Origin of the sequence: Streptomyces chengmaiensis (genome assembly GCF_029846775.1) — a bacterium.
Classification (GTDB): Bacteria; Actinomycetota; Actinomycetes; order Streptomycetales; family Streptomycetaceae; genus Streptomyces; species Streptomyces chengmaiensis.
In genome coordinates, this window is the sequence record NZ_JARWBG010000096.1 from 1 (window position 1) to 14,392 (window position 14,392).

Annotated in this window: 12 protein-coding genes; 4 read left to right on the top strand and 8 right to left on the bottom strand. The window is 72.2% G+C overall.

Annotated features, from left to right (window positions below; all coding sequences use genetic code 11):
* Positions 1 to 358: 358 nt before the first annotated feature.
* Together QCN29_RS35605 and fdxA are read right to left on the bottom strand one after the other, a co-directional pair.
* Positions 359 to 1,471, bottom strand: coding sequence for a bifunctional succinyldiaminopimelate transaminase/glutamate-prephenate aminotransferase (locus tag QCN29_RS35605; protein WP_279933381.1), 1,113 nt, complete (start codon positions 1,469 to 1,471; stop codon positions 359 to 361).
* Between the two features lie 130 nt (positions 1,472 to 1,601).
* Positions 1,602 to 1,922 (bottom strand): ferredoxin, encoded by a 321-nt coding sequence (fdxA, locus tag QCN29_RS35610; protein WP_018089397.1) that lies wholly within the window; start codon positions 1,920 to 1,922, stop codon positions 1,602 to 1,604.
* A 114-nt stretch (positions 1,923 to 2,036) separates the two neighbouring features.
* On the opposite strand from fdxA, the gene QCN29_RS35615 reads away from it, so the two are divergent.
* Both QCN29_RS35615 and QCN29_RS35620 read left to right on the top strand, forming a co-directional pair.
* Positions 2,037 to 3,122, top strand: coding sequence for a GNAT family N-acetyltransferase (locus tag QCN29_RS35615; protein WP_279933383.1), 1,086 nt, complete (start codon positions 2,037 to 2,039; stop codon positions 3,120 to 3,122).
* 34 nt (positions 3,123 to 3,156) lie between these two features.
* Complete coding sequence (locus QCN29_RS35620; RefSeq protein WP_279933390.1) at positions 3,157 to 3,999, top strand: transglutaminase-like domain-containing protein; 843 nt, start codon at positions 3,157 to 3,159, stop codon at positions 3,997 to 3,999.
* 243 nt (positions 4,000 to 4,242) lie between these two features.
* Here the strand turns inward: QCN29_RS35620 and QCN29_RS35625 are convergent, their stop codons facing one another.
* The 4 genes from QCN29_RS35625 to QCN29_RS35640 all read right to left on the bottom strand — a co-directional run bounded on the left by QCN29_RS35625 (position 4,243) and on the right by QCN29_RS35640 (position 8,171).
* Positions 4,243 to 6,420 (bottom strand): VanW family protein, encoded by a 2,178-nt coding sequence (locus QCN29_RS35625; protein WP_279933385.1) that lies wholly within the window; start codon positions 6,418 to 6,420, stop codon positions 4,243 to 4,245.
* A 287-nt stretch (positions 6,421 to 6,707) separates the two neighbouring features.
* Positions 6,708 to 7,064 carry a DUF6113 family protein gene (locus QCN29_RS35630; protein ID WP_240136641.1) on the bottom strand — a complete coding sequence of 119 codons (357 nt, stop codon included), beginning with the start codon at positions 7,062 to 7,064 and terminating at the stop codon, positions 6,708 to 6,710.
* On the bottom strand, positions 7,061 to 7,951 hold the full coding sequence (mshB, locus tag QCN29_RS35635; protein ID WP_279933386.1) for an N-acetyl-1-D-myo-inositol-2-amino-2-deoxy-alpha-D-glucopyranoside deacetylase: 891 nt from the start codon (positions 7,949 to 7,951) through the stop codon (positions 7,061 to 7,063). The genes QCN29_RS35630 and mshB overlap by 4 nt, the downstream gene beginning before the upstream one ends.
* Positions 7,952 to 7,976: 25 nt before the next feature.
* Positions 7,977 to 8,171, bottom strand: coding sequence for a hypothetical protein (locus QCN29_RS35640; protein WP_240136639.1), 195 nt, complete (start codon positions 8,169 to 8,171; stop codon positions 7,977 to 7,979).
* A 180-nt stretch (positions 8,172 to 8,351) separates the two neighbouring features.
* On the opposite strand from QCN29_RS35640, the gene QCN29_RS35645 reads away from it, so the two are divergent.
* The gene (locus QCN29_RS35645) at positions 8,352 to 10,511 is read left to right on the top strand and encodes a S9 family peptidase (RefSeq protein WP_279933388.1); all 2,160 of its coding nucleotides are present in this window, start codon (positions 8,352 to 8,354) and stop codon (positions 10,509 to 10,511) included.
* A 116-nt stretch (positions 10,512 to 10,627) separates the two neighbouring features.
* On the opposite strand, the gene QCN29_RS35650 is transcribed toward QCN29_RS35645, so the two are convergent.
* Positions 10,628 to 11,725: a polysaccharide deacetylase family protein gene (locus QCN29_RS35650; RefSeq protein WP_279933392.1), complete on the bottom strand. Its 1,098-nt coding sequence runs from the start codon at positions 11,723 to 11,725 to the stop codon at positions 10,628 to 10,630.
* A gap of 237 nt (positions 11,726 to 11,962) precedes the next feature.
* Between QCN29_RS35650 and QCN29_RS35655 the strand changes: the two genes are divergently transcribed.
* The gene (locus QCN29_RS35655; protein ID WP_279933389.1) at positions 11,963 to 13,585 is read left to right on the top strand and encodes a putative glycoside hydrolase; all 1,623 of its coding nucleotides are present in this window, start codon (positions 11,963 to 11,965) and stop codon (positions 13,583 to 13,585) included.
* Positions 13,586 to 14,046: 461 nt separating this feature from the next.
* On the opposite strand, the gene QCN29_RS35660 is transcribed toward QCN29_RS35655, so the two are convergent.
* A partial coding sequence (locus QCN29_RS35660) for an oligopeptide/dipeptide ABC transporter ATP-binding protein (RefSeq protein ID WP_398860655.1) occupies positions 14,047 to 14,392 on the bottom strand: 346 nt, incomplete at its 5' end.

A 14,392-nucleotide genomic window follows, 5' to 3' on the forward strand; every position in this document is an offset into this window, starting at 1 on the left:
CCCAGCTCATCCCGGACCCGGATCGCCAGGCTCCCCTTCGGGAACGCGGCCCGAGCCACCCGTACCGTCTCCGCCGGGATCTCCCCAGACCCCTTCGGCTGCATCGACATCCGCACCCACCCCATACGACAACGTCGGCCTTCAAGACCACAACCAGGTCTTGAAGGCCGACGTCACGCCAGGCCCCGAATTAACCAACAGCATCACACCATCCCCGGGGCCCTCCGCGTATCTCCGCGCATCTCGTCGTTACAGCGGCCGGCTGCAGGTCACACCGGCCAGGTCACACCGGCCCCTGTCTGCACACCGGCCTCTCCTGGCCACACCGGCTCCGGCTCTCGGTCACACCGGCTCTTGGTCACGCCAGCCGTTTGACCGCCGCCTCGACGCGCTCGTCCGTCGCCGTGAACGCGACGCGCACAAAGCGCTCCCCCGCCGGACCGTAGAAGTCCCCGGGGGCGACCAGGATCCCGCGCTCCGCCAGCCGCGCCACCGTGTCCCAGCAGGGCTCGTCACGGGTCGCCCACAGATAGAGGCTGGCCTCGCTGTGCTCGATGCGGAAGCCGTGCGCCTCCAGCGCCCCGCGCAGTGCCGCGCGCCGGGCCGCGTACCGGGCGCGCTGCTCCGCGACATGCGCGTCATCGCCGAGCGCCGCGACCGCGGCGGCCTGCACCGGCGCGGGAGTCATCATCCCGCCGTGCTTGCGGATCTGCAGCAGCTCGCCGAGGACCGCCCGGTCGCCCGCGAGGAACGCGGCGCGGTAGCCGGCCAGGTTCGAGCGCTTGGAGAGGGAGTGGACGGCGACGATCCCCTCGTACGAACCGCCGCAGACGTCCGGGTGCAGCACCGAGACCGGGTCGGCCTCCCACCCGAGCTCCAGATAGCACTCGTCGCTGAAGACCAGCACGCCGTGCTCGCGTGCCCAGGCGACGACACGGGTCAGCTCGTCCTCGGCCAGCACCCGGCCGGTGGGGTTGGACGGGGAGTTCAGCCAGAGCAGCTTCAGACCGTCCGGGTCCAGCTCGGTCGGGTCGTCGTAGACGACGGGCTCCGCCCGGGCCAGCCGCGCGCCCACCTCGTACGTCGGATAGGCCAGCCGGGGGTAGCCGACGCGGTCTCCGGGCCCCAGGCCGAGCTGGGTGGGCAGCCAGGCCACCAGTTCCTTGGAGCCGACCACCGGCAGCACGTTCTCATGCTCCATCGCGACGGCGCCGAGCCTGCGCTCCGTCCACCCCACCAGGGCGTCCCGCAGCCGGGACGTGCCCCACACGGTCGGATAGCCCGGGGAGTCCGCGGCGTCGACGAGCGCCTTCTGGATCACTTCGGGCACGGGGTCGACGGGCGTGCCCACGGAGAGGTCCACGATGCCGTCGGGATGCGCCGCGGCCGTCGCCTTGTACGGCTCGAGCTTGTCCCAGGGGAAGACGGGCAGACGGGCGGAGACTGAAGAAGCTGCGGAAGCTGCGGACACGGTCGTCACTTTCTCGCACTCGTGCGTACTGATGCGTACGCGTACACAGATGCGTACGCGCACATAAACGCTTCGGTCCCGTACGGACGACGAACCGTACGGGACCGGGGGCGCGCTTGCGGGCCGTCGGCTACTGGTTCTGCGGCGGCAGGGCGGCGATGAAGGGGTGGTCGCGCTCGATCAGCCCGAGCTTGGAGGCGCCACCGGGCGAGCCGAGCTCGTCAAAGAACTCGACGTTCGCCTTGTAGTAGTCCTTCCACTCCTCCGGGGTGTCGTCCTCGTAGAAGATCGCCTCTACCGGGCAGACCGGCTCACAGGCCCCGCAGTCGACGCATTCGTCCGGGTGGATGTACAAGGACCGGGAGCCCTCGTAGATGCAGTCGACGGGGCACTCCTCGATGCACGCCTTGTCCTTGACGTCGACACAAGGCTGCGCGATGACGTAGGTCACGCTGTCGTTCCTCCTCGGTAGGGCTGGCTTTGCGCGGGAGCGCGGCGTCGTCGATGCCCGCCCCTAGTATCTCCGTTCTTGGGGACGATCCGAACAGGAGGGGCTCGGAGAGCTGTGGAATTCACTGCGGGCGGACGCCTCGAGGTCCGTATTACACCTTCCGACGTAGGCAAACGGGTATCAATCCGGCGTTTGACCGGATCGGAAGCGGAGGGTGAGCGGTTCACCGACACGATCGGCGTTCTCACATCCTGGAACGAAGGTGTGCTGGTGATCACACAGCGGACCGGTGACAGCGTCCACATCCCGGAATCGTCCCTGGTCGCGGCCAAGGTGGTGCCCGCGGCGCCGGCCCGGCGCCGCGGGCCCGCGGCGGACTTCGAGGAACTCTCACGGGTGATGGCGCGCGCCTGGCAGCCGGTGGAGAGCGAACGTCTGGGCGGGTGGGAGCTGCGCGCGGCATCCGGGTTCACCCGGCGCGCCAACTCCGTGCTGCCGCTCGGCGACCCCGGCATTCCGNTGGGCGGGTGGGAGCTGCGCGCGGCATCCGGGTTCACCCGGCGCGCCAACTCCGTGCTGCCGCTCGGCGACCCCGGCATTCCGCTGGACGAGGCCCTTCAGCGGGTGCGCGGCTGGTATGCGGAGCGCGGGCTGCCCGCGTATGTCCAGGCCGCGACCGGGACGGCGGGCGCCCAGGAGGGGCTGTGCGCGGAACTCGAAGCGCACGGCTGGGAGCGCGAGGTCACCGCGGAGGTGCGCATCGCGCCGCTCGCGCCGCTGGCGGACGCCGCCGCGGAGCCCCTCGCGGACGACGTCCTTGTGTCCCGTGCCGTCGACGACGCCTGGCTGGCCCGCTACCAGCGCGCGGGGCGGCCCGGCCCGCATGTGCTGAGGGTGCTCGGCAGCGGCCCCTCGGTGTGGTTCGCGACCGTGCCCGCCGCGCCCGGCCCGCCCGCGGCCATCGGGCGGTGCGTGGTCGACGGCCGATGGGCGGGCTTTATGGCCGTCGAGGTCGACCCGGCGCGGCGGCGCGAGGGCCTCGCGACGGCCGTGATGGCCGCACTGGCACGGCGGGCGCTCGACGAGGGCGCGTCGGCCGCCTGGCTCCAGGTGGAGGAGGGCAACGGGGGCGCGCTGGCGCTGTACGACCAGATGGGCTTTGCGCCCCACCACCTCTACCACCACTTCCGGCCCGCGTGAGCGGATAGTCGTCATGAGCGGGTACGCATCGCATATGCACGACGAATCCGCCTCGGAGCGGCATCGCCGGTTCGCCGAGGAAGCCAGGTCGGACCGCCCCGACCTCGCCCTTCTCTGCCTGCTGATCGGCGCAGAGGCGGATGCGTCACTGGACGAGGCGGGCCGGGACGCGGCCCAGATGGAGCTGGACCGGCTCGCCGGGCTGCTGCCCTACGGGCTGCGCACGCCCCGCGCCTGGGCCTTTGCGCTGGCGGATCTGCTGGGCGACCGGTGCGGCTTCCACGGCGTGCCCGCGGACTACCAGCGGCTGGAGTCCTCGCTGCTGCACGAGGTGCTGCGGCGACGCCGGGGCCTGCCGATCCTGCTTTCGGTCGTCTGGGTCGAGGTCGCCCGCCGGGCGGGCGCCCCGGTGTACGGGGTCGCGCTCCCCGGCCACTATGTCGTCGGCTTCGGCGCACCCGGCGAGACGGGCGAGCAGGTGCTGGCGGACCCCTTCGCGGGCGGCCGGGTGCTGACGGGGACAGATGCGGAGCTGCTGGTCGCCGGGGCGACGGGCGCGCCGCTCGAACCCTCGATGCTGCGGCCCGCCGACCCCCGGGAGACGGTGCTGCGCATCCTGAACAACATCCGCGCCTGGGCTACCGCACGCCCGGAGCACTCCGACGTCGCGCTGTGGGCCGTTGAGCTCTCCCTGCTGCTGCCCTCCCACCCCGCCCGCCTCCGCTTCGACCACGCCCAGCTGCTCGTCCAGCGCGGGGACTTCCTGGCGGGGGCGGCGGAGATGGACGCATACGCGGAGATCGTGGCCCCGGCGGAGCCTGGCACGGCGGACGCGGTCAGGAGGCGGGCGAAGGCGGCACGGGCGATGCTCAACTGACCGCGTCGTCCGGCCGCGGTCGGTCGACCGGTCCCGTCATGCGAGAACGAAAGCGCTTACGGCACACCGTCGATGAAGATCAACAAGGAGCCGCTGACCGAGGAGGAGAGCGGCGGGCCGGAGAGCCCGTACCGCTTTGTGCCGCACCTGGCCTCGTACGCGTCCGCCGCCGGGTCTCAGAGCTGAGCCACCGCGAACGCCGGGAAGCGGAGCGCGAGCTGTCGCTCCCCGGCGTGCCGGGTGTCAGCTCGGGTTGAGGTCGATGACCGCCGTGCGCTCGAGCGGGGTCTTGCCGAGGAGCGCGCCCTGCATGGCCTGGGCGACGTCGTCCGCGGAGACCTGGTGCTGCTTTCCGTCCGCCTTGGTGATGGTGATGCCGTCGAAGACGCCTTCGAGCAGTTCGTCGATGGCCTTCTTGTCGTAGACCTCGACCAGCCTTCCCTCGACCGGCTTCATCGACAGGATGCGCGGCAGCGAGCGCTGCGGGCCGAACTGGATCGACTTGGGGCCGGCCTTGATGGTGATCAGACCGGACATCGCGGGCTCGGCGAACTCCTTCATCGCCCGGTCGAGCTCCGTCTGGGTGATGGTCGGCTGGCTGGCGGTCACGGGGACTTCGACGACGTTGGGCCTGCCGGTCTCGACCTGGGCGCGGTAGGCGTCCTTGACGGAGGTCATGGCGCGGGCCACGTCGATGGCCTGGCCGGCCTTGCCGGGGACCGGAACCGCCTTGCCGGGGGTGAACTTGATGGTCGCCTCGGTGGCCGTGCCGGATGCGCCGGACAGGTCGGCGAGGGCGACGGAGAGCTTCTCCGCGTCGACGACGATCACCGGTTGCGCGACCCGCTCGCCTCCGAAGAGGGAGCCGATCACCGATACGGGGTTGTAGTCGCTGCCCGCAGCACCGCGGACGGTGGCCTGACTGTCCAGCGACAGGCCTGCCTTGTCCGGGGCGAGTTCCATCTCCTTGCCGCCCACCGAGAGCTTCAGCGGCGTCGCGGCGCGCTTGCCCAGCGCGGCGTCGAGCTTGCTGACGGCCTCTTCCTTGGTGCCGCCGCCGATGTCGACATTGAGGACGGTGGTCCGCTTCGGCACGTCGGAGTGGTTCAGCAGCAGACCCGCGCCATAGGCGACGCCGAGCAGGCCGACTGCTCCCGCGCCCGCGAGCACCAGCTTGGAGCGGCCCTTCCTGGCGGGGGCCGGGCGGGGGGCGGGGGCGGGCTCCGCCTTGGCCGCCGGGGCGGGTGCGGCGGGGCCGCCCGACGCACCGGGGCCGGCCGGGAACTCCGGCGCGGAGAAGTCCGCGTCGTCGGGGCCGGTCGGGCCGGGGGCCGTGAGCGGGCCGTCGAACTCCGGGAACGGCGAGCGCTGTTCGCTCGGGGGCACGACCGGGATGCCGCTGGTGAGCGTGTCGCCGGAGACATGGCCCCCCGCGGGGGCCGAGTGGTCCGGGCCCTGCGGGGTCAGCACCGTCGTGTCGTCGGACATCCGGGGCGGGCCGATCGGCGCGCCTCCGGGGGCGCCGGAGCCGCCGAAGGCTCCGGGACTGCCGAAGGCTCCGGGACCGGCCGGACCGCCAGGACCGCCAGGACCTGCGGGACCTCCAAGGCCGGCAGGCGCGCCTGCGCCGGGACCGCCGGAACCGGGACCTCCGGGACCTCCGGGGACGGCCGTACTCGGTCCGCCCGGCGTACCCGGGCCGCCGATGCCGGAACCACCGGGACCGCCCGGATCGCCCGCGCCCGGTCGGGGGCCGTCGGGGCCGGGGCCGAGCGGCATGCTGCCCGCGGCGGGGCCGGTCGTCGGGCCGCCCGGTGTACCGGGCGCACCCGGCGCACCGGGCGGGCGGACGCCCTGCGGCGGCCTGGCCCGGTCGGCGCCGGTCTGCGGGGCGTCCGAGAAGAAGGGCATTCCGCCACCGGACCCAGCGGGCGGCGCACCCGGCGCGGGGGCCTCAGGCGGCGTCGGCGCCGGGGCAGGCGCGGGGGCCGGGGCCTGGTTCGCCGGCTTGCGCGGGGCGAACCAGTCGCTGGTCGCGGGCTTCCTCCCTTCCGCCGGAGGCGCGGGGGCGGGGGCGGGGGCCGGCCGCTCCGCCTCCCTCGGCGCCGCGGGCCGCGTCATGCCGCCCGTGCGCTCGCTCTCGCTCTCACCCTCGTCCTCAGCCGGGGCTGACGAGGCGTCCGCGCTGGAGACCGGGGTGCGCATGACGACCGGCGGGATGGGCCGTGAACCCGGGATGTTGATCCGGATGCGCGTCGTCAGCGTCGTCTCGGTCTTGGGCTCGTCCGGCTGGGGCTGGGGCTCGGGAGCCGCACCGCCCGCCGCCTGATTCGGCGTTCCGTACGGCGGTGTGCCCGAGGGGTACGCGGCTCCGCCGCCCCCCTGGGGGCCGGAGGACGAACTGTCAGTTTCACGACTCAAAGCAGGTTCTCCCGGTTGGCTCCGCCGCCCGTTCTTACTCGTTCGCTGCTGCTGCGGGCGGCTCGGCGGCGCGCACCACCATACTGGCCGCCGCAGACATCACACCCCGCTGCTTGGGGAAAGCGACAACCGCCGACCGTACGGGCACGGCCGTCTCGGCTTCCTTCCGTCCCCCGGGGGCGACCCACCATAAGGGCCCGCCGTCCCCTGGCTGCGCTGGGGTGAGGTCTCGGCCAGCCTCGTCTCGTTTTGCGGCTACTGTGCCGTTGCCTGCCAAGTCGGGAGAATCAGTCGCCCGGTTGCGCCGGACGCGTCAGGGTGGCGCACATCACAGCGAGAACCATCCCGCCGAGCATGAAGAGCAGCGGACCGAGTCCCGCGGTGAACGCGCCGTCGCCCTCGGGCCTGCCGAGGTTGAGCAGCAGGATGGCCAGCAGCCAGCCGCCCGCGGACACCAGGGTCCCCAACTGGGTCCCGGTCGCCCGGGTCGCGCCGTAGAAGAGGCCGCCGGAACCGAGGAGGGCGAGCAGCAAGCCGCCCGGGAACCAGCCTCCTTGGACCAGCGACCCGGCGGTGCCGACGGCCAGACCGAGCAGCAGGAGAGCGGCGTACAGCGCGATCCGCGCGGGGCTGAAGGCGATCACAGCGCGACCCCCGCGAACAGATCCCGTTCCCGCTGCCCCGCGGGCACGCCCGGTTCCCCCGCGGCCAGTTGGTAGTACTCGGCAGTGAAGATCGGCTGTCCTAGGTCGTTGGAGAGGGCGAAGAAGGGTCCGTCGACGGCGATTTGAGTGGCATGGGCACGCATGGCTGCGGCCTTCCGTTCCGCATAGGCCGAACCGTCGATCTCCGCCGTGATCTCGGAGTCATCCACCACACCGGGAATGTCGCCGATGTCCGCGATGCCGGGGAAGGAGCCGACCGCGGTCTCCCGCAGCCGGGCGAAGCCCTCTTCCGCGACCGTGCGCGGCACCCGGTTCCAGTAGACCTTGGCGATGGTGTGCGCATCGCCGAGGTCCCGCCGGAAGGCCGGCTCCGCGGCCAGTTCCGCGGAGCGCATGGCGACGCGGTGGGCCTGGATGTGGTCCGGGTGGCCATAGCCGCCCTGGGGGTCGTAGGTGATCATCACCTGGGGCCGTACGGAGCGGATCACCTCGACCAGATATGGCGCGGCCTCGTCCACCTCGGTGTTCCAGAAGGCGTCCGGCCGGCGGTTCTGCGGCAGGCCCATCATCCCGGAGTCGCGGAACCGGCCCGCCCCGCCCAGGAAGCGGTAGTCTTCGACCCCCAGCTCCTTCATCGCGGCGGCAAGTTCGCCGACGCGGTGCTGACCGAGCCGGTCGTCCCGGTCCGGCGCGAGATGGGCGAGATCGCCGGGAATGACCTCGCCTTCCTCACCCATGGTGCAGGTCACCAAGGTGACGTGGACGCCCTCGGCCGCATAGCGGGCCATCGTCGCGCCGTTGTTGATCGACTCGTCGTCCGGGTGGGCGTGCACCAGCAGCAGACGACGGGCGGGCAGATCCTTCATACAGCAAGCCTAGGGCCAGTCATCCCTAGAACTTGAAGCTGCCGATCATCCCCGCCACGTTCGTCGTCAGCTCGTTGATGGTCGGCGCGATGGACGAGCTGGCCAGATAGAACCCGAGCAACACGCAGACCGCCGCATGGCCTCCCTTGAGCCCGGACTTCCGGACCAGCAGGAAGACGACGATCGCCAGCAGCACCACCGCCGAAATCGAGAGTGCCACGGCGGTTCACCTCCACAGAGATTCAGTCGGCATTCGGTTGGTAACGGGCGGTCCGCACATGCCGGGGCACATGCCAGAGGAGTCATACCCACCTTGCGCTACGGATCATAACTATCCGTGCCTGGACATCGCTTGGTGCACGGCAGCACATGGGGGCGCACGACCGCTAGGTTCGTGCGCATGACCTCGAAGCAGACCTCGAAGCGGCAGTCCTCGTTCCCGCGCCAGTACGCCAGGACCCAGCGCTTCTCACTGGGGGCGCCGCGCTCGTTCACCGTGTCGCCGGACGGCACTCGTGTGGTCTTCATCCGCTCGTCGTCCGGGACGGACCGCACGGGGCGGCTGTGGGTGCTGGACCTGGGCGGGCCTGGCGGCTCCGCCCCGGACGGCGCTCCGCAGGAGCGGGTCGCCGCCGACCCGGAGACGCTGCTCGCCGGAGCGGCGGAGGAGTTGTCGGACCGGGAGCGGGCGCGCCGGGAGCGCAGCCGTGAGGGCTCGGCGGGGATCGTCGCCTATGCGGTGGACGAGGCGTGCGAACTGGCCGCGTTCGCGCTGTCGGGCCGGCTGTTCACGGCCGAGCTGCGCGCCGGCACCGCACGCGAGCTGTCGGCGCCCGGGCCCGTACTCGACCCCCGGCCCTCGCCCGACGGCCGCCATATCGCGTATGCGGCCGGGGGCGCGCTGCGGGTGACGGGCGCGGAGGGGGACGGGGACCGGGCGCTCGCGGCAGCGGAGGAGGAGCATGTCTCCTACGGCCTGGCGGAGTTCATCGCGGCCGAGGAGATGGGGCGTTCGCGCGGCTTCTGGTGGAGCCCCGAGTCCGACCGGCTGCTGGTGGCGCGGGTCGACGAGCGGCCCGTACAGCGCTGGTGGATCTCCGATCCGGCCCATCCGGACCGGGAACCGGCCCAGGTGGCGTATCCGGCGGCCGGAACGCCCAACGCCGAGGTCCGCCTCTTCCTCGTCGGGCTCGACGGCGGACGTACGGAGGTGAGCTGGGACCGGGAGCGCTATCCGTATCTGGCCCGGGTGCACTGGTCCGCGGCAGGGGCGCCGCTGCTGCTGGTGCAGGCGCGGGACCAGCGCACCCAGCTCTGTCTGGCCGTGGACACCGGCTCGGGCGCGACCCGCACGGTCCATGTGGACGAGGACCCGGTGTGGCTGGATCTCTTCCCCGGCGTGCCCGCATGGGCCCCGGACGGCCGGCTGGTGCGGATCGCCGACGAGGGCGGGGCGCGGGTGCTGGCCGTGGGCGACCGGGCGCTGACCGGGGCCCAGCTGCAGCTGCGGGCGGTGCTCGACATCGGCGCGGGCGATGTGCTGGTGTCCGCGTCGGCCGGCGCGGATGCGGCGGATCCGGAGATCGGCGAGATCCATGTCTACCGCGTCAACGAGCTGGGTGTGGAGCGGCTCTCGGAGGGGCCGGGGGTGCATGCCGCGGCGCGCTCCGGCGAGGTGACGGTGCTGGTGTCCGCCCGCCCGGAGGTCAGCGGGGCGAGCGTGCAGGTGCTGCGGGACGGCAAGCCGGTCGCGACCGTCGCCTCGTTCGCGGAGGAGCCGCTGCTGACCGCCCGGCCGCGGCTGTGCACGGCGGGCAGGCAGCGGATTCCGGCCGCCGTGCTGCTGCCGGAGGGCTATACGGAGTCGGACGGTCCGCTGCCGGTGCTGATGGACCCGTACGGCGGCCCCCACGGCCAGCGGGTGTACGCGGCGCACAACCCGCACCTGACGTCCCAGTGGTTCGCCGACCAGGGCTTCGCAGTGATCGTCGCGGACGGCCGGGGCACGCCCGGCCGCTCTCCCGCCTGGGAGAAGGCGATCCGCGACGACTTCACGATCTCCCTCGACGACCAGATCGAGGCCCTGCACTCGCTCGCCGGGACCTTTCCGCTCGATCTGGAGCGGGTGGCGATCCGCGGCTGGTCCTACGGCGGCTATCTCGCCGCCCTCGCGGCACTGCGCCGCCCCGACGTCTTCCACGCCGCGATCGCCGGTGCGCCGGTGACCGACCTGCGGCTGTACGACACCCACTACACGGAGCGGTACCTCGGCGACCCGGCGCGGCAGCCGGAGGTCTACACGGCGAGCTCACTGGTCACCCCGACCGGCGACCTGGTCACGCCGGCCTCCCCCGCCCGCCCGCTGATGATCATCCATGGCCTGGCGGACGACAATGTCGTCATGGCGCACAGCCTCCGCCTCTCCTCGGCGCTGCTGGCCGCGGGACGGCCGCATGAGGTGCTGCCGCTGAGCGGGGTGACGCATATGACCCCGCAGGAGCAGATCGCGGAGAACCTGCTGCTGCTCCAGGTGGACTTCCTGAAGCGGTCCCTGGGCTGACCCTTTCCGCGAAACCGGGGGCGAGCCCCCAGACCCCCGGTACGGTCTGAAGGCCGTGTCCTCAGTCTCCCCGGACTCCTCCCCCAGGCTCCGTCCGGGAAGTGCCCGCAGCGGGCTCAAATGAGCCCCGCCTGGGGGTACCTCCGTGGGGGTACCCCCGGACGGAGTCTGGGGGAGGTAGCTGGGGGAGCTTGAGGCGCGGGGGCAGCACCTTCAAGCCTCGCCGGCGCTTGAGGCGCGGGGGCAGCACCTTCAAGCCTCGCCGGCGCTTGAGGCGCGGGGGTCCGGGGGCGGAGCCCCCGGGAAAAGGGGTCTGGGGCTTCAGCCCCAGTTTCGGGAAGGGGCGGGGCGGGGGAAAGCCCCCCCCCCACGCACGCCCTAGTACGGCCGGGCCGCTCCCGGTGCTCCCCGGCCACCTCGCCCCGGCCCCCCTCCGGAAAGGAGATGCGCTCCGGGTCGCCGTCCGAGGTGTACCGGCGCACGGTCCCGTCCGCCAGCTTGTCCAGCCAGCGGGACGACCCAAGCTCCGCGTCCTCGGCGTCCGGCCCTGCCGACCGGATCCGCGGAATCCCGACCGGGTCGAACGACGCGGCGTACGGGGACGGCGCCGGGTTCGCCCCGACCAGGTAGGCGCCGCGGTGCCGGTAGGAGACCCCTGCGTGGCTGCCCGCCAGGGCCAGCCGCGCAGGGTCGGGCTGGATGCCGAAGGGCAGCCCCATGGACAGCACCCGGGCGCCGGGCGCGTCGTCGGCGATCGCTTTCTGGTTGGCCGCGATCTCCCGCTGGACCCCGGCGGCCGGCAGGGCGCTGAGCTTTGCGTGGTTCAGGGTGTGGTTGCCGATCTCGAAGCCGTTCTCGTGCAGCCACGCCAGCGCCTTGCGCCCGCCGGTCGCGGGGAACGGATCGCCGTTGACGAAGAAGGTCGCGACGGGGCGGAAGCCCTCGTGCCGGGCGGCGACGTCCCGCAGGATGCCGACGGCGCAGTCGTCCGCGGGCTCCCCGTCGACGCCGACCCTCAGCTGGCTGTCGGTGGAGTCGTCGAAGGTGAGGACCACCGGGTGGGTCCCGGCGGGCAGGTCCATCACGCCGGTGCTGTACTCGGCCGCGGTGACCGGCACGTAGTCCTCACGGGCGAGGCGTTCCAGCTCGGCGCGGAAGTCGTCCGGATTCCGGTCGTACACCCCTTGGGGCTCAGGGACGATCTGGTGATACATCAGCACCGGGACAAACCCCAGCTCATCGGCCGCCACACTCTCCGGAGACGGAGGCCGCGACGGGGATTCCGCCTGCCCCGAAGGGGAATCCTGCCCAGAGCCGGTGGTCTTGGACTCAGCCGATTCAGGCGTGCCGCCTTGCGAACCGGCGCATGAGACCGCCAGAACGGCCATGCCAGCAGCAGCGATGGGGAGAACGCAGCGTCGCACGTGACCTCCTTGAAGGGATGAGCGCCTATGTGGCTCAGCCGGCAGACCCCGACCTCCTCCGGTGGACGATCCCCGCGGAAACTGATCGTCACCCTTCTGGTGGCCCTGGCGGCGGCGGGGCTGGCCGTCGGCACGGTGTTCCTGCTACGGGCGCTCAGCGACCCCGAGTTCAGAGTGCGCGGCCTGCCGGACGGCGGTGTGCTCAACGCGGAAGCGCACCGCAGCTACGCCCTGTCCGTGACCGCGGGCGACGCACCGGCGCTGAAGGAGGCGAAGGTCAGCCTCAACGGCGAGGCGGTCAGGACGCAGTGGGCCGACGGCGAGCTGCGGCTGCTGCCGGGCTCCCTGGCGGACGGCGAGTACCTGCTGCGTGTGGTCGAGGACGGCGGCTTCCTCACCGGCTCCCGCGAGCTGAACCACAGCTTCACCGTGGACACCACACCGCCGGAGCTGACCCTGGAAGACGCCGAGGCCGACAGCCTGACCGGGCCGGTCACCGTCGAGGGCACGGCGAAGGGCGCCTCCAAGGTGACGGCCGGCGGAAAGCCGGTGAAGCTCGGGCCCGACGGGACGTTCTCCGCCGAACTGCGCACGGCCGCCGACGGCATCGGCGTGGTCGCGACCGACGCCGCGGGGAATGCCGTCAAGCGGGAGGCTGCGGTCTCGGTACGACGGCCGCTGCTGCGCGCCGCGCACGTCAGCGCGCACGGCTGGGTCTCCGACCAACTGCGCGAACCGGTGCTGAAGCTGCTCCGGGAGGGCAAGCTCAACGCCGTGCAGCTGGACGTCAAGGACGAGCTGGGCGAGATCGGCTACGCCTCACAGGTGCCGCTGGCCAAGAAGACGGGCGCGGCCAAGGGCTACTACGACGCCAAGCAGGCGATCAAGGAGATACACGAGGCGGGCGGCAAGGTCGTCGGCCGCATCGTGGCCTTCCGGGACCCCATCCTCGCCCGCGCCTCCTGGCAGGAGGGCAAGCGGGACCGCGTCATCCAGACGAAGGAAGGCCGGCCGTACGGCGCCGGTTCCAACTACGGATCCCTGTCCTTCACCAACTTCGCCAACCAGGACGTGCGCCAGTACCACCTCGATCTGGCGGCCGAGGCCGCCGAGCTCGGGTTTGACGACATCCTCTACGACTACATCCGCCGGCCCGACGGCAAGCTGAGCAATCTGTCCTTCCCCGGCCTGGGCGACACCTCACCGGAGGACTCCATCGTCTCGCTGGTCCGCGAAACCCGGCAGCTGACCCACCGGCACGGCGCGTTCCTCGGCGTCTCGGTGTACGGGATAGCCACCACGCGGCCCCATGAGATCGCCCAGAACATCGACAAGCTGGCCCTGGTCAGCGACTACATCTCCCCCATGATCTACCCCTCGCACTGGAACCCCGGCGAATACGGCGTGGCGAACCCCAACTCCCAGCCGTACGACATCACCCAGCGGTCCCTCGCCGACTTCGTCAAGCAGACGAAGGGCTCCAGCACCGAGATCATCCCCTGGATCCAGGACTTCTCCCTCGGGGTCTCCTACGGCGACAAGGAGGTCGCCGCGCAGATCCGCGCCGCCGCCGACAACGGCATCGATTCCTTCCTGCTCTGGAACCCCGCGGTCCGCTACCACGGCGGCGCCCTGACCCCGATCGGCTGACCAGGGCAGCCGCGGCAGCGCGAGGCCCGCCCCGTCAGCGGCGGGCCCGGTCCTCGCATGTCCCGTCCGGGTGGTGCACCACGAAGCGGCCCACCGTGGCACGCGCCGCAGGGTCGGATGGATCACTGACGGCGATGTTCGCGTCCAGCGACGATGCCAGTCGGCCGAGCCCATCGGCCAACCGCCCGAGGCGGTTGCCCGTGCCGGAGACATGCATGTGAGGCAGGACCGCGCCGCGAGGCCGTCCGCACGGGCGGGTGCGGCACAACTTGGCCGCCTACGTGATCCTTAAGCCCCAGTGGGCAGCGCGGCAGCGGGCACAGGCGACCGGCCGGGCCCGCGTGGCGCGGTCCCGGCCGGTCTACGGCACCCGCACGGCCGTACGCCGTACAGCGTGGCGCGTTCGTATATCGGTGCTGCGGCGGGCAAGTTACTCCTGCGTTAAAGAGTTTGACTCCGGATCACTCGCGGTTGCCGGACGAGCCTTCCCCGGTCCCGCCCTCCTGGCCGGGCACCACATGCTTCTCATCCGCGAAATGGCAGGCCGACGGGTGCAGCACGGGGCCGCCGAGGGGGCGCAGATGCTCGGGGACGGTCAGCAGGGGGACCTCGACCTCGCAGCGGTGCTGGGCCTTCCAGCAGCGGGTGCGGAAGCGGCAGCCGGAGGGGATGTTGGTGGGTGAGGGGACGTCCCCGGTGAGGATGATCCTCTCCCGGTGCTCGCGGGCCTCCGGGTCCGGCACCGGGACCGCGGAGAGCAGGGCCTGGGTGTAGGGGTGGGTGGGGTGGTCGTAGATCTCGGCGTCC